The 15,606-nt window shown below is 44.4% G+C and carries 11 protein-coding genes; 4 read left to right on the plus strand and 7 right to left on the minus strand.

All coding sequences use genetic code 11. The annotated features are described in order from the left end of the window. Positions 1-203: 203 nt before the first annotated feature. Positions 204-1,586: a Na+/H+ antiporter NhaC family protein gene (locus K5Q92_RS18805; protein WP_220770423.1), complete on the minus strand. Its 1,383-nt coding sequence runs from the start codon at positions 1,584-1,586 to the stop codon at positions 204-206. Positions 1,587-1,952: 366 nt separating this feature from the next. After that, the gene (locus K5Q92_RS18810; RefSeq protein ID WP_220770424.1) at positions 1,953-2,912 is read right to left on the minus strand and encodes a hypothetical protein; all 960 of its coding nucleotides are present in this window, start codon (positions 2,910-2,912) and stop codon (positions 1,953-1,955) included. Between the two features lie 291 nt (positions 2,913-3,203). Here K5Q92_RS18810 and K5Q92_RS18815 point away from each other — a divergent pair, with 291 nt between their 5' ends. Beyond that, positions 3,204-4,319, plus strand: a complete 1,116-nt coding sequence (locus K5Q92_RS18815; protein WP_220770425.1) for a permease — start codon at positions 3,204-3,206, stop codon at positions 4,317-4,319. Positions 4,320-4,383: 64 nt separating this feature from the next. On the opposite strand, the gene K5Q92_RS18820 is transcribed toward K5Q92_RS18815, so the two are convergent. Together K5Q92_RS18820 and K5Q92_RS18825 are read right to left on the minus strand one after the other, a co-directional pair. Beyond that, positions 4,384-5,295: a LysR family transcriptional regulator gene (locus tag K5Q92_RS18820; RefSeq protein ID WP_220770426.1), complete on the minus strand. Its 912-nt coding sequence runs from the start codon at positions 5,293-5,295 to the stop codon at positions 4,384-4,386. 113 nt (positions 5,296-5,408) lie between these two features. Further along, entirely contained in the window at positions 5,409-6,341 is a 933-nt protein-coding gene (locus K5Q92_RS18825) for a LysR family transcriptional regulator (RefSeq protein WP_220770427.1), read from the minus strand. 461 nt (positions 6,342-6,802) lie between these two features. Here K5Q92_RS18825 and K5Q92_RS18830 point away from each other — a divergent pair, with 461 nt between their 5' ends. Both K5Q92_RS18830 and K5Q92_RS18835 read left to right on the plus strand, forming a co-directional pair. Further along, the gene (locus K5Q92_RS18830) at positions 6,803-11,803 is read left to right on the plus strand and encodes a S8 family serine peptidase (RefSeq protein ID WP_259649632.1); all 5,001 of its coding nucleotides are present in this window, start codon (positions 6,803-6,805) and stop codon (positions 11,801-11,803) included. Positions 11,804-12,041: 238 nt separating this feature from the next. Next, positions 12,042-12,254, plus strand: coding sequence for a ribosome alternative rescue factor ArfA (locus K5Q92_RS18835; RefSeq protein WP_220770428.1), 213 nt, complete (start codon positions 12,042-12,044; stop codon positions 12,252-12,254). Between the two features lie 160 nt (positions 12,255-12,414). On the opposite strand, the gene K5Q92_RS24295 is transcribed toward K5Q92_RS18835, so the two are convergent. After that, positions 12,415-12,537, minus strand: coding sequence for a hypothetical protein (locus K5Q92_RS24295; protein WP_259649633.1), 123 nt, complete (start codon positions 12,535-12,537; stop codon positions 12,415-12,417). Positions 12,538-12,564: 27 nt separating this feature from the next. Continuing rightward, entirely contained in the window at positions 12,565-13,446 is an 882-nt protein-coding gene (locus K5Q92_RS18840) for a 3'-5' exonuclease (RefSeq protein WP_220770429.1), read from the minus strand. Between the two features lie 189 nt (positions 13,447-13,635). On the opposite strand from K5Q92_RS18840, the gene K5Q92_RS18845 reads away from it, so the two are divergent. After that, positions 13,636-14,919 carry a lipopolysaccharide biosynthesis protein gene (locus K5Q92_RS18845; RefSeq protein WP_220770430.1) on the plus strand — a complete coding sequence of 428 codons (1,284 nt, stop codon included), beginning with the start codon at positions 13,636-13,638 and terminating at the stop codon, positions 14,917-14,919. A gap of 156 nt (positions 14,920-15,075) precedes the next feature. Here K5Q92_RS18845 and K5Q92_RS18850 read toward each other — a convergent pair whose 3' ends face one another. After that, positions 15,076-15,606: a hypothetical protein gene (locus K5Q92_RS18850; protein ID WP_220770431.1), complete on the minus strand. Its 531-nt coding sequence runs from the start codon at positions 15,604-15,606 to the stop codon at positions 15,076-15,078.

Here is a 15,606-nt window from a genome sequence, read left to right on the forward strand (position 1 = left end):
GTCTTATATTTGTTTAAATATCGCGTAAAAAGCTAAATTTACTAACATTTAAATAACAAATAAGACTGAAAGAAACCTTTTTAGATGATTGTTCGTTAATTTATTGACAAAAATGCTACCGAAGAGTGCGAACAGGAAATAGATGTAACAAAAAAGGCTGCACCAACGGTGCAGCCTTTAACAATTGACCAGCTAAAAATAGCTTATGCTAGCAACAAAAACCCAACAAAGGTGATACCCGCAGCAATCAGTGCATAAGGTAACTGAGTAACCGCGTGACTCACTAAGTTACAACCAGATCCCTCTGCGGCGAGTACAGTGGAGTCGGAGTAGAAACAAGCTTGACTACCAAAAGATGATGCTGATAACAGTGCACCAATCACCAATGGGATATTCGCATCAACGGCTTGCGCCAGCGGCATAACAATCGGAATCGAAACAGCAAAAATCCCCCAGCTTGAGCCTGTTGCAAACGCTAAGATAGACATACTTAAAAACACCACAGCAGGTAGCAGTTGAGGCGTCATAAACGGACTAAGGCTGTCAATAACATACTGTGGCAGCATCAACTTATCGCACACATCTTTAAAGATAAACGCTGCGATAACCGTACCTATAGCAGGTAACATACTCTTAAAACCATCGATCATCTGCTCCATCATCTCAGACAGAGGCATCAGTTTCTGTACACCATAATAGGGTAAAGTAACCGCAAGAGTCGCAAGCAAACCTTTAAGTACATCTATATCGAAATAGACGGTAAAGCCCACCAATAACAAAATTGGTACGAAGAAATTATGCAATTTGCCACTATCGTCGGCATGTTTAAATTCATCTTCAATAGCTTTAAGTGCATATTCATCAGAGGTTTGCACCTCATCCAAATCCATCTGCTTAATTGCAGGCTTACCTTGTGCGGCTGCTAGTTGTGCTTTCTTCATTGGGCCAAAAGCGGGCACTATGCCTAAAATCACCAACAGCACCATAGCCACGGCTAGCCAAGCATAAAGCATATAAGGGATCGCCTGCATATAAACAGCGATGCCTTGTCCTTCGCCAGCGATGCCGTTATCAACGAGCAAACCACCAAAAAACACCGCCCAAGTTGATAAAGGTACCAATACACAAACAGGTGCAGCAGTAGAGTCCACCACATAAGCTAGCATCTCACGGGATACCTTAAATTTATCCGTGACACGCTTCATGGTAGAGCCGACCGTCAAAGCGTTGAGATAGTCATCGATAAAGATCACAACGCCCAAAATAAAGCTCATAAACAGCGAAGACTTTTGCCCCTTTGCAAATTTCAGTGCAAGACGACCAAAGGCCATTGAACCACCAGTACGAACCAGCAGCGCAATCAAGGCTCCGAAGCCACCACAGACTAAAATTAACCAACCGATAGTTTCATCGGCCATCACGGACAGAGAAGTATCAGCAAAATTAGTCAATATATTCGCTGGCTCATACATGGCCAGACCGACTAATGCACCGATAATCAAAGAGAGGATTGGGCGGCGCAGCACAATCGCTAACACCAAAACCACCACAGGTGGGATAAGACTTAAGGCTGTCGGTTCAGACATGCGCTAAGGTCCTTATAATAAAGTGCCAAAATGGCAATTAATCACCAAACTCAAACAACTATTTGTCGAGTCTAATTGCTGCTCTACTGTTTAGATACCTGCCGATACCTTGAATTTTACGGGCAATTTTTGGGGCCCTAGTAAAAACATCGCGCAGAAAATAATCCCCATTGGCCTTGGAGTCAATAATAAATATCCTATTTTACTGAATTTTTATAGCACTAAAGGAGGTGATGAGTTCAAACACTTACATAAGATGGGTTAAGTTGCATGAAATTCAATAACAACCCCATCAAATAAGCGGCTAAAAAACAGCAAAATTAGGGGTAACCTTGGCATCTTTTGATACACTTTGAGCGAATTATGTTACTCATTCTCTTCCAGTTTCGAAATATAGATCCGATTGAGATCATTACTCCATAACTGAATAATCTTGCGGTTTTTCGCTTTATTCCAAAAACACTTACCAAATAAGATAATCGCCGCACCTTCAAAATCTCGGCGCTCATCTAAACCAAACTTGTGCATTAACGGCGCGGCTATCTTATCGATTGGTATGCCAACTTCCTTACTGTCGGCTGGGTTTAACCAAAGTAACTCTTTATCCACATGAGAAATTGTGCCCCAATACATGCGAGGCGCCCCCGTTTCGGTTGGCTCCGCATCGGCAAAGTTAACGAACAAATTCTTAGCTCGCCAGCGGTACTTCTCATCGGTATAGACCCAAAGATCTGACTCGGCCAGTTCACTGCCACGCATCAAACTATGAAGCAGTTTCTCCAACCCCTCTTTAGCGATACGTTTCTCACCGCTTGCTGCTTGCCCACCTCTCAACTCCGCCTCACCAGCGCCCGAATCTGTGGCTTTAGCATTTGTGCTTAGGCTTGGCCTATCGGCAGCTTTAGCTTCTGACTCTGACGTCGAGATAGGCTCAGGTTTCTGAGTTTGTGCATTTTGAGCGAGTTTAGCTGGCTCCTGCTTTCCCTTGTTAACACTCCCCCTGCTGAGTCTAGGTTGGCGACTAAAGTCGATGATCATCGCGTCGCTATCGGCCAACAGCTGATTAACCTCAATGGCGTGTAGCTCCTCGCGCTCCTTTGACTGTGATGGCTTAAACTCACGGCAACCAGCTTGGTGATAACGAGAACCAAAACAGGCGGCCTTGCCATCTTTAGAGGCTTTTCGGTAATAGGCTTTACCCGAGCAGGCAGGGCATATCAATGTTTGGCGATATTTCTCAATGTCGGTATCGCTGAGTTTCTGAAACTTAAAAATGGAATACGTAATAGGGTTCGATTCATCAAATAAACATATTGCATCAAGCATCCTAGTTTCCCCCGTTTCTAAACACATTTTTAACCATAGACATTCCCATCATAGGCTATTGTTAAATATAAACAATAGCCTGTACTTGCTCACTATATCTATTGCGCTTTTCACGACTAAGTTCCCCCAATTAGCCTTGCAGATCCTTTGGCAAGATCTAACTTACCGAAGAATAATTCCATTTTTATCGAAATAATTATTGACTAATTTTTTAATCGGATTATTATCTGCCCAACTTAGTTATTTCGAAATATTCAGAAATAACGAATAAAGAGTATAAAGGTTAAAATTATGAGTCCTGAAATCATTGCCATGGCAAAAGACACCGCAGGAATGTTTCTATTCCTCGCAGCAGAACTAACTCTACTATTCATCGCGATTAGTTATATTGTTGGCTTGCTACAGGAGTATATTCCTCCAGAAAAGATCCAATCTATTTTAAGTTCGAAGAAAGGTAAGGGCTACATTATTGCTGCGCTGCTTGGCTCGATAACGCCATTTTGCTCATGCTCTACCATCCCGTTCTTAAAAGGCTTACTAAGAGCGAAAGCAGGCTTTGGCCCTATGATGGTATTCCTGTTCTCTAGCCCATTATTGAACCCGATTATCATTGGCCTATTTATCGTGACCTTCGGCTTTAAAGTGGCGCTGTTTTACTTCATCGTAGCCATGACCGTATCGGTAACTGCGGGCTATCTACTTGAAAAACTAGGATTTGAGCGTTACGTTAAGCCGGAAGCTTATGAAGCGGCAGGTGCATCGAGTTGCGGTACAAGTTGTGGAGATGCGTCCAAAGAAGTTGCAAAAGTTGAGGCAAAAACTGAAACAAGTTGCTGCTCAGAGCCTCAGCAAGAAGTGAAACCAGAAGCTACGCCTGTAGCTGCCGCGGTGAGCTGCTGCGCAGAACCTGTGGTTGCAACTTCAACAAGCTGCTGTACACCAAAAGTTGAACCAGCTGCGAGCGGATGCTGTGCAAACCCTGTAGTAAAAGAAGATAGCCGCTGGATGCGTGTATGGCGTTCAACTTGGAAAGACTTTAAGCAAGTTCTGCCTTACTTAATGATTGGTATTTTGCTTGGATCATTTATCTATGGCTTTATTCCAACAGATCTCATCGCTAAATATGCGGGCGAAGGCACTTGGTATGCAATCCCGATCGCAGCAGTGATTGGTATCCCGCTGTACATACGTGCAGAAGCGGTGATCCCATTAAGCTCAGCGTTAGTGGCTAAAGGTATGGCGTTAGGTTCAGTTATGGCACTGATTATTGGTAGTGCTGGTGCAAGTTTAACAGAAGTGATTTTGCTAAAGTCTATCTTTAAGAATCAGATGATTGCCGCATTTTTAGCTGTCATCTTAGGTATGGCAATTGCTGCAGGTTATCTATACACAGTTCTTTTTGCCTAAATCTATATTATCTCCTAACAACTAGCTTGCGAGCATGCTTGATGCTCGCAAGTTCCCTTAACACTTATTTGAATTTACTATTAACGCAGTCAATCACACACTGCTGTAACCACTCATCCAACGGATTTCGGCGCGACTTATTAGCGTAGATTAATGCAAAATCTGGCGATGGCTGTTCTAGCTCTGGGTCAATATCAAGGATTCTAAACCGATCAGATAATGTTTCGGCTAATAACTTCGAGCAAGGCAGTAACATATCGGTCAGCTCTAAACTGCTTAAGATAATATTCATTTTGCTACTTGATAGCTGCACTTTTGGCTTACAACCGAACTTTCTTAACGCTTCTACGGTAAAGTTTTTTGTTTCATTCCAGCCGGGGACAATATGTGAGGCTAATGGATATTTCGGGAAGTCTTCAGCACCGATGACCTCCTTTTGAAACGGATGATCTTTACGGCAGAGTACGACAAATTCATCTCTGCCTATCTTCTCTTGGATTAGCTGCTTTGTCAGCCCCAATGGAAAATAGTTAATCGCCAGTTGGATTTCACCGTCAATAATTTTATCCGATGTATCCTCGCCCCAATTAGCCATATAAATTTCCATATTAGGTGCTTTTTCAGTTAACGTTTTAATGAGCGGAGGCACTAACCAATGAGCAATAAATCCATTCACAGCTATTGTAACTTTGCCACTATAAAGCAGCGGCTCAAATTCCTCCTGCACATTAAGTGCTTCAAATAACTGGTCCATGGCTTCAGGTAGGCGCGAGCCAATAACCAGCGCCTTCGAGGTGGGCTCTAAACCATGAGCGGTTCTTACAAATAACTCATCGCCAAAATAATCTCTTAAACGCCTGAGGGCACGGCTCACTGCAGGCTGACTTAAATGTAATATTTCAGCAGCCTTGCGAGTATTTTTTACTTCAATAAGTACACGAAAAACTTTTAATAGATTTAGATCAAGTTGGCTCATAAGTCTGTAATATCAAGAGAAAGGCGGCATCTACCTTCATTTGATATTAGATGGATAGCAATACAAAAGATACCCGAAGCCTAAACGAGTCTAAATAGTTAAACGATAACGAGCTACGACTGTTGTAAAGTGGGAGTGGTTGCAGGATGAAGGCAGCTCAATAAATAATCGATAAAAGCTGTTGTGACTGGGCTTAAGCTTTTCGACTTCAGGTACACAATGCTAAAACAACTTGTTAGTTTCACCATATCGGACACGGGTAAACTCACCAGCTTTCCCTCTGCTAGTTCTTTTCGCACTGCGATCTCAGGAGTAATAGCCACCATATTGCAATTTAGAAGTGACTCTTTAATAGGATTAAATTGATCAAACTTAACTAACCCACCAAAGTCATGACGATCTTTATCAAACAGATCACCAAACTGTGCCTGTACACTTAAAGGCATAGTGCGAGGAACCGCCAGAGGATATTCTCTCAAATCATCAAGCATTAACGCTTTACTCATCACCAAGGGATGCTCGGCCCTAACACAAAAAATAATATCGTACTCGGGTAAAGGTAAGGTCGCGAGTTCCTCTCGCTTATCAAAATCCGTTACTTTAGTCTCAGCAACAAACATAGATAATCCACCACCGATTAATCGTTCATAGAGCTCTGCGGGTGAGTCAACGATTAACTCAACATTGATATGTGGATAGAGTCGAATAAAGTTTCCAATAGCCGCACCTAGCAATGCATTTGAGGGAATTGGACTTGAACCAATTAAGATATCTCCAGCATCAAGGCCATTGAGTGAACGGATATCGCTGTACAAGAGATCCACATCATCGATAATTTTCTGCCCCTGCCGTACCACCAGCTCCCCAAACTCAGTTAACGAAACTGATTTGGAATTACGCTCCAGTAATTTAACACCTAGGCGCTCTTCCATCTTTTGGATGCTACGAGACAGTGAAGGTTGAGCCAAGTTAAGCTGCACTGCAGCACGATTAAAATGTTTAAGCTTTGCTAGAACTAAAAAGTGCTTTAAATGCCTCAACTCCAATGAAAAATCCCCTTACCTATCCGTTTACATTCTCATTTGTTATCTTAATCTGTTCAGCTTCTGCTGGATAATGACTCTCTGGTATTTAAGAAATAACAAAAGTGTATTGCCACACTTTGTTACCTCACCAGCGCTTTACCAGGCAAAGATTATCAATTTGTATCCTTCCTTCATTCGGTATCGTTTTAAGAATCTATTTTTATTTCTTCCTATACCGCCCATTTTTAAGACTCAGATCTTCTACAGCTCTATGATTGGAAAGCTTTTTAAGCGGCAGCCTTCTGAGTGTTAATGCTAATTCGGTGAATAATAAGTAAGCCTTCCGTCTATTGCCAATGCAAAAAATGCATCAAACATTGATTAATTTCGCATTAGCAAAATGTTGCGCGCTTGTTTAAAAATTGTATCGAGCCGGGGACTTCCCCCCTCTTATAACAATAACGATAAGCGGGAGATTGACTGTGAAGTTAAATACTATTTCTATCGCAATAAGTAGTACCATCTACGGAGCGTTAGCCATGTCGAGTGCTCAAGCATTCGATGCTGAGCGCATAAAATCTATCAACATCATGGAGCTATATCAGGCTCAACAAGAAGCAAAGGCCAAGAGTAGTGAATTACCTATAAAACCACTAAGACGCGGTGATATGAGTAATATCCACTTCACCCCCAAACAGGCAAAAGATAAGATTCAAATAGAGAAAGATCTCGTTGGCAAGCACACCTATATCGTGCGTCTACACGGCAGCTCTGTGGCAACCTATGAAGGGGAGATTCCTGGATTACAAGCGACGAAATCAACGCTGAACACTCAGAGCAAGAAACTCTTTCGCGCAGGCCAGCCAACTGAAGGGCGCGGCGCAGCCATCGATGCTTACACCAACCACCTGTTAAATAAACAACAAGACTTTATCCATAAATCAGGGGTTGAGGTAAAACAACAATTCACGTTGGCGGCTAATGCGGTCACCGTTGAAATGACGCAAGCAGAAGCTCTACAAGTCGCTAGCATGTCAGAAGTCGCTTATGTACAGCGCTCGAAAGTTTACCAGCTGCACACAGATATTGGCCCTGAGCACATAGGCGCAAGCGGTGTATGGGATGGCACCAAAACCAGCGATGGTAGCGCTTATCTTGGTGAAGGCATGATCGTCGGCATCATAGATACAGGCATCAATACCGATCACCCCTCTTTTGCGGCAGTCGATGGTGATGGCCATGCACATACCAACCCTCTCGGCCAAGGTAACTATTTAGGTGATTGTGCCTTAGAAGAGTTTGCTAACCGCTGTAATGATAAGCTCATTGGCGTCTACACCCACAAAGACATTACCGCCGAATACAGCGATGAATGGGGCAATAAGTTAGCACCTGATTTTGGTGAAGACTTCCAAGGCCATGGTAGCCATGTTGCCAGTACTGTCGCAGGTAACATCCTCTATGATGTTGATGTTGTAGGCTCTCAATTAGGCGGTGGAGAAGGCAATCCTATTGGGGTTCAGATGCCAAAAATATCCGGCGTTGCTCCTCGCGCTAATATCATCTCTTATCAAGTTTGTATGGTAAGCGGAGGCTGTTCTGGTGATGCTATGCTATTTGCCATTGAGCAAGCTATCAAGGACGGCGTTGATGTCATTAACATGTCGATTGGTGGCTCAGAAAGCTTTCCTTGGGATGATGCCTTTGAAATGGCTTTCTTGTCAGCCCGTGAGGCTGGTGTCGCTGTAGCCCTGTCAGCAGGTAACTCTGGTGCCGCTTACGGCACTGATTCTCTATATACAGTCGATCACACTTCTCCTTGGGTGCTTAATGTGGCAGCCACAACCCATGCTCGCTCTATCGTTATCGAAGACAAAGCCCTAGATAACTTTGTGGGTGGCGATGCCTCTCTTATGCCCTCAAGAATAGAGGCTGCAGGGATCTCAAAAGCCTTTAGTGGAGAGTTTGTTATTGCTGCTGATTATGGTGATGCTCGCTGTAATAGCCCTTTCCCTGCCGGCACATTTGAACCGACGCATATCGTCATATGTGAACGTGGCGACATTGCCCGAGTTGATAAGGCCGCAAACGCTGCTGCTGGCGGCGCTGGTGCGTTTGTTCTCTATAACACATGGGACGAAGGTGACAGTGTCGTCAATGATACCTATGTGATCCCTGGGATCCATATCTCAGCCAAACAGTGGTACGGAAACTGGCAGGTAACCGGCCTTCAGCCTTGGCTGGCATCGGGTACGGGTCTTGAAGGAACGATCACAGCTTCAAATGCGAGCCGTGTTATTACTCCCGAAGATGCTGACTGGTTAGCCAGCTTCTCCTCACGGGGTCCGTCGAGTACTGTTGATGAGATCTTCTCTCCGGGTATAGCGGCCCCAGGCGTCGATATTTTTGCCGCCTGGAATGATGAGAACCCGCTGAACCCTCAAGCTGATACTCGTAACTATAACAGTATCAGTGGTACTTCGATGGCCAGCCCACATATTGCGGGCATCATGGCCTTAGTTCGTCAAGCAAACCCTAGCTGGTCAGCGTCAGAGGTGCAATCAGCACTACAGATGACAGCAGATAGTCAGGCAATCAAAACCCATCACCCTATGGATAAAAAAGTCGAAGTGGCGGGACCGTATCGAACAGGCCACGGTTTAGCGAATGTCGAGCGGGCGATCAATGCAGGACTTATCATGGATGAGTCTGCAGATAACTTCCGCCGTGCTAATCCACAAAATGGTGGTCAGGTTCGAGAGCTTAACCTTCCACAATTAATCAATAAAGATTGTGGTCTAAGTTGTAGCTGGATCCGCACAGTTAAAGCAACTCAAGATGGTACTTGGACGGTTAACACCAACTACTCTGATAGAGATCCTCTCTACTGGGACTTCACCTTAGACCCTACCGCCAAAGTATCGGTTACACCATCAACCTTCACCCTAAAAGCGGGTGAAACCATAGACTTAACGGTAACCAGTCTGTTTAAAGAGTCTGATATGGCTTGGTATGATGGCACAGTACAAACGGCTGCGGGTTCGATTGAGTTTGTGTCGAGTGATACCAAGATCCCGAGTGCTCATTGGCCTTTCTTGACCACGTATAAAGGCAAAACACTGCCCAACACAATCAACATCACTGCCCATGATGATCAATCTAAACATGTGATTGCCGATGTACCTTTTGGCGCGCCGGGATCCAGCTTAACTGGCGTTGCATATACTCCGGTTGAGGCAACGACGACTGAGTTCAGCCTCTCTAGAATGCAGTTTGGGATCTCTATGATGGATGATGAGTTCTATTGGGATACAAGCCAGCCTAATATCAAGACTTTTGATGTAACGGTACCAGAGAATAGCGCCGTATTTAGAGCCGAACTATTGGGTCGAGTGAGCTCGGAGATAGATCATCCCCTCAATCAATACCTTGATTCCAGTATCTACATCTTTAAAGACTTCAATAACGACGGTCGCCTACATCAGTCTGAAGCCATTTGCGCCTCTATGCGTGGGCAAACAACCAAGGGCGAATATTGTGCTTTAGAAAATCCAGAAGCAGGTGAGTATACCATCATGGTGATGAGTGCTTACCCACTATTCCCATGGGAAAACGTTGATACGATTGAGATGGCTCATGTGGTCATTCCCAAAGAGCAAACATCCTCTATCAGTCTTAACTTTGAGGACACTAGTGAGCGCAACTCTAACCTGACTATCGACTGGAACATGGAGATGGAACAAGGTAAGCGTTACTACTCTGCAGCCGCTATTTCTGCAGGCGATAATGCTGAAGGCTCTCTTGCCATGGTGCCTCTTAATATCACTCGCGGAGTAAATAGTGTCTCGGTGGATAGCTCTCAAGACGCTGCTCGTGTTGGCGATATCATCGACATTAGCGTTACGGTACAGCCGAACCTATCAGGAAGTGACAGAGAAGTTGAGCTATCAGCTGTGTTATCTGATGGCTTAAAGCTAGTCCCCGGTTCCATCTCTTCCGTTGAAGGGCTAACTGAAACCGAAAACGGCTTCTCTCTATTGAGAACTCAACTGAATACTGCAGCTAAAGAAACCAACTACAAGGTTACCACTAACCTTGAAGATGCAATGTGTCGAACTCCTCTCGATTTTAATTACCCAGATGGCACACCTATCGATGGTGGCTATGTAGACTTAGCAAGATTTGGGTTTGACGTGACTTGGGGAAGCTTCTATGACGTCAATGAGTGGGGCTGGGGCAACTGGGTTCACGATACTGAGATCCCATTGATGGCTGGAACATTAGCACCGTTTGATAATGCCGATTACTTCACTACTGACAGTATTATTCTAAGCTCTAAAGGTTGGCTACAGCTGGATGTTTGGAACTATAACCCTTGGGACTATATCCCTATGGATATGTACCTAGAGTTACCCACTAACGATTACTCTACGCCACCTGATTTCATCGTAGCACCATTTTGGGGAGGTAAAGATGCAGCAGGCGATATCTTTATTGATCAGAAGTGGAACCTCGCCATGTATGAACCCAACTGGAATCCAAGTGAAAGTAAAGGGGTTACCCTCGCTTATGCCGATGACTACACCATTATCGAATGGAATAAAGCCGCCACACACGATAAGAGCTGGGATGAAAACTGGAACACGATTATTACACCACGTGAGGATAGCTATGACTTTCAGGTATTCCTAAAATCGAATACCAGCCATAAACCTGGCGGATATGAGATAGTGATGGCCTATGCCAACATCGACTTTGCTGGCGAAGCGGGTGAAGGTTCTATCGGTGTTCGTGGTTACAACGGTCCTCGTGGTACCTATGGTCCTCTTAAAGGCCATACAGGCCAGAGTTATGCCTATAACGATCTGACCGATAAGGTCTCAAGTGATTTAGTTGTCTGTTATGACATTAGTGGTCCTAGCGATAGCATCGTGGTGGTAAATATGCAGGCTGAAGTCACCCACGATTCATTAGGCATAGACCAAACCGTAACAGTAACTGGCGAAGTCGAAGGGATCTCCGATGCCAATAGTCAGCAGGTCATCGCCGTTGCCTCTAACATCACCATGTCAGCCATTAGTGATAAAGTTGTCCCAGAGAATACAAGCCTAGAGGGCATTGTAGTGAGCTATGCGGATAACGATGGTGGACTGTCGGCTAATACCATTACAGTAACGGGTGAGAATATTACGGCACAGGTTAATGGTCATACGTCAGGCTCAACATTTGATATCACGCCCAATGCAGACTTCTGGGGGGAAACCATGGTCACTGTGACAGTGTCTGATAACCTCTACCCTAATGATGCAGCCTCTCAAAGCTTTATGCTAACGGTGACCTCAGACGGCGTAGAGCCAACACCGCCGCCGGTAGCAGAGGAGCCTGCGCCTGAGTCTAACTCAGGTGGTAGCCTTGGATGGTTAGCTCTACTCGCACTAGGCTTAGTGAGCCTAAGTCGCCGTAAAGCTAGCTCTGTTAAATAAAGCCGATTAACGTCAAGCGGTTCTGTATAAAGGCCTTCAGATGAAGGCCTTTATTTTTTCAGCCCTCAATGAACATCCTTTAGCAGGGGGATAACGAACGGTTAAAATATATACAACCCAATATTAAATCGCGTATAATTGCGTGTCATTTATGGCGCGAGTATTAACTTGAGATACTAGGGCAATAATGGCAGTACATACCAAAATCACAGCTTGATAGAGCAAGATAGGAGTATTGATGGCTAAACATCAAAAACGAGCACAGGTGCTTGAGCACGAAAGCGGCCGCGGCGTAATAAAAGATAACGCCTTAAAGGCTATAGTAACCAGTAGCCTATTTAGAACACGCACAGAGAAACCCAAGAAAGGCAAAGGGTCTTACAACCGTAAACAACAGAAGGGGCAGAAGCTGAAGGGCTATGCCCCTTTTGACTCTCTAGCATTCGCTTAAGTTATTCACATAAAGTAACTAACATAAAGTAACTAACATAAAGTAACTAACATAAAGTATTCACTTAAATTGTCACTCATATCAACACCGCAGCTCGCCACCAGCTCTATCCAGCATGAAGTAAGTTTAAATCAATAACTTCCCCATCCATACTAAAAGACTAAAACTGGTTGTAGATAAAACTGGCTGTAGCTAATACCACCAGCATAATCGCTAGACGATACAAGACGCCTTTGACCTGATTGACCTCTCTGTTTTGCTCTAAGTGCTTTTTCTTCGACATCGTCTTAAATCCTTAATAGGGAGTTGATTACCCTTGGCAACTTAGATCCAATCGCTGCTGCAGTGATAATGGTAACAGTGATTTATAGGGCAAAAACTGCCCAAGTAATCCATAAAAAATATCCAGTGCTACGAAGGCATCGGCCGCCGCATATTGTACTTGCAGCTCACTCAATGGCTCAGTTAGAGGCCTAGCCCAATTAGATAGGGTAACCTTCTTGCTCTTAGGCAGTTTCAAGCCTAACACTGTTGCCGCCATCTGTTGGGTCCCCAACTGTTTAGGCGCACCAAGCTGATTCATCACCCAGTTAAGATCCAGTATTGAGGCCAGCCCAATATCAAAATCGCGCTGCATGGCACTAAGATCGCTTCTAAGGCCGATACCCACTTTTAACCACTTATCACTAGTCAGGATTGGCGCTAACGCTGCCTTAAAGGGGGCAACATTCTCGGCCTGCATTCGAAACAGGTAGCAAGTTGTCTGTGTTGAAACTTGGATAAGCGAAATTGGATTAGGATTACGTCGCCCCTTCTCAAAAGTCGCAGCGGTCTCAGTATCGAAACCAATACAGGTTTGCGCCTCTATATCGGTCATGGCAGCTTGAAGAGAATCAGCTGTAACCACTATCACTTGCCGAGTTTGACCGTTTAACTTTACCGATACCTTTTGAATTCTCTCGACATCAAAATCCGCTAATCGGGATAACTCTCTATCGTCGATACGAGTAATTAAGCATGTTCGCCGTTGCAGCCAATCAAGCTTAAGTAGGTTCTCCGCTGTCGAAATAGAGCTAAAGAAGGCCTTCTCAGCAGCCTGCATCGCCTCAAAATAACTATCAGCATCACGACCTAACTCACGGCGGATCGCCGCCGACTTATCGGGGCTGAGACCAAACTTAAATAGGCTCATTGTTTAACTCTATTATGCCAGCTTATTGTGCCGCTAAGTTTATAAGACTATAGGGCAGTAAGAAATATCCACTGTGTAATACTTTTCATTGCCCGCTTCACAGCTTTCAGCAACAGAACTGACGCATCAAAGATTAATCGCTAGTATTTACCGCCACAGAGTATGCCGCCTAGGGAGTTAAGTAACATAATGACAGAGTCTTCTTTCGAGCGGGCTAAACATGCCTTCACCAACGCTATCTGGGCGACGTTAGCGAGCATGTCTCTTGGACTAGCATTTAAGATCTGGTTAGCCCAGTGGGTCGAAAAAGGGGATTTAGCTCTCTACCACACTGTTGTCGATATCGTCTCCATGTCGCTTATCTTGTTAAGTGGCTTTCGCGCTTCTATGGTAGTGAGCTTTTCACAAACCAAAAACGATCGTGACATCACCAATATCTTCCGCTACTCACTGATTATTATGGTGCTATTTACTTGGGGGCTAGTTCTGCCCTATATCAAGCACCAACTCAATATTGATGTTGAGTATATTCAGTTAGTGGGAATTATCCTTGGTATGGGCTTTAAGGTGTACTTTACTAATCAAATTGGTATGTACCGCCTCTACGACATCGCCAATAGGACCACTTGGATTGAACCTCTAGTGCAGATAATTCTGTTTTTGGTCTGTTACTACCTCCTAGCGCAAACACCTACGGCCTCACTGTTTTTTAGCTTAATGTTATCCAACTTGGCGGCTGCCATATATATGTTTATACGGCGTAGAAAACTCATTGCCACCACGCCATTAGCCCCAGTTCAGCTCAACCCAGATATGAAAAACTTCGTCAAAAAGAGTGTGATGTCATCACTGGAGGTGGGAGCTGGTATTTTAATGATTTACATCACTGTACTACTGACCATTGGCTACTTCACCATCGACGAGCTAGGCGACTTCCAAGTGGTTGTTCGGCCTATGATAGCCTACTTAACCATGCTGTTTATTTTCCCAGTTTATCGCTATATTTTGCCTGAACTCGCCCAATGCCTGCGAAATAAGGCGCATCAAGAGATCGCCCTCATTCGCAACTGGTTTTTTAAACTAAGTCTTGGAATAACAACATCGCTACTGGCTGGGTTACTGCTATTTAGTGACGAGTTAGTCGCTCTTGTGTTCCCAGATACATACGCAAAGGCAGCGCCCATCTTGATGCACTTTGCACTCTTTTTTGGCTTTATGATGCTTAATGCCTATCAAATCGCCTATATCAAATCCCATGGGTTATTCTTGCAAAGTTTGCTGATCCGCCTGTTAGGTGTGGCGACACTGTTAATGATGTTTTACCTGCTCAGGCTATTTACCGATAACGTTGTCGCGGTGATCTTAGCGCTAGGTTGTGGCTATTTAACTATGTTTATCGCCTCGAGTATTATCGAACGCAAGCTACTTAAACAGCATGCTCTCAATGCTGCCGAATTGATTAATCCATCGTAAAAACAAAAAGAGCCGTAACTCAGAGGTTGTTACGGCTTTGAAGGCTTAACTCAATCTAGGGGGAGTCTCTCCCCCTCCTGCATAGATTGAGGTTAGGCAGGGTGCTTATATTTATCTAAGCTGCTTTCTAATAATGAAAACTCATACGGCTGCGTATTACTCTTCAGCAGCAATAAGCTCTATCTCATTGCTAGCCTGCGCCCCATGGATCTGAATAGCCACTTTATATAAAGCAACTGCTCCAGCTGCAGCCTTACCTTCTAGATCGAGATCGATTGCATCAAAGGTGTATTGCCCCTTAGTCGCAGTTTCAGTCAAGATCCCAACACACTCTTCATCAGTGCTAGTGTCACACTTATAGCCTTGGGTCACATGCCAGCGTTTCCATGCTTTTGCATTGGTCGAAGGTGAAGCGGGGTCAGGATAACCAAAATAGAAGATATCGTAATCGGTTGCCTTAGTAATGGCTTTATTATCACCATCTTTAAGACTGAAAGTTAACGCTCCTGTAGCGGCATCGACACTATCTAGATTCATCACAATGCTGGTTGCTTCATCAATATCGATTGCATCTTCTACCGGTGGCGGCACGACCACAGGTGGCTCAGTTACATCATCATTGTCACTTCCACAGCCAAGTAGGAGCATAGAGCTTGCCAACATGGCGCTCAGTAATTTGACCTTCAT

The sequence above is a fragment of the Shewanella sp. MBTL60-007 genome (assembly GCF_019654915.1).
Classification (GTDB): Bacteria; Pseudomonadota; Gammaproteobacteria; order Enterobacterales; family Shewanellaceae; genus Shewanella.

What these genes read in the sequence shown, in the direction of transcription:
- K5Q92_RS24295 (WP_259649633.1), bottom strand. Translation starts at nt 12,537, where the DNA reads ATGTCGAAGAAAAAGCACTTAGAGCAAAACAGAGAGGTCAATCAGGTC.
- K5Q92_RS18810 (WP_220770424.1), bottom strand. Translation starts at nt 2,912, where the DNA reads ATGCTTGATGCAATATGTTTATTTGATGAATCGAACCCTATTACGTAT.
- K5Q92_RS18815 (WP_220770425.1), top strand. Translation starts at nt 3,204, where the DNA reads ATGAGTCCTGAAATCATTGCCATGGCAAAAGACACCGCAGGAATGTTT.
- K5Q92_RS18845 (WP_220770430.1), top strand. Translation starts at nt 13,636, where the DNA reads ATGACAGAGTCTTCTTTCGAGCGGGCTAAACATGCCTTCACCAACGCT.
- K5Q92_RS18805 (WP_220770423.1), bottom strand. Translation starts at nt 1,586, where the DNA reads ATGTCTGAACCGACAGCCTTAAGTCTTATCCCACCTGTGGTGGTTTTG.
- K5Q92_RS18840 (WP_220770429.1), bottom strand. Translation starts at nt 13,446, where the DNA reads ATGAGCCTATTTAAGTTTGGTCTCAGCCCCGATAAGTCGGCGGCGATC.
- K5Q92_RS18820 (WP_220770426.1), bottom strand. Translation starts at nt 5,295, where the DNA reads ATGAGCCAACTTGATCTAAATCTATTAAAAGTTTTTCGTGTACTTATT.
- K5Q92_RS18850 (WP_220770431.1), bottom strand. Translation starts at nt 15,606, where the DNA reads ATGAAGGTCAAATTACTGAGCGCCATGTTGGCAAGCTCTATGCTCCTA.
- K5Q92_RS18835 (WP_220770428.1), top strand. Translation starts at nt 12,042, where the DNA reads ATGGCTAAACATCAAAAACGAGCACAGGTGCTTGAGCACGAAAGCGGC.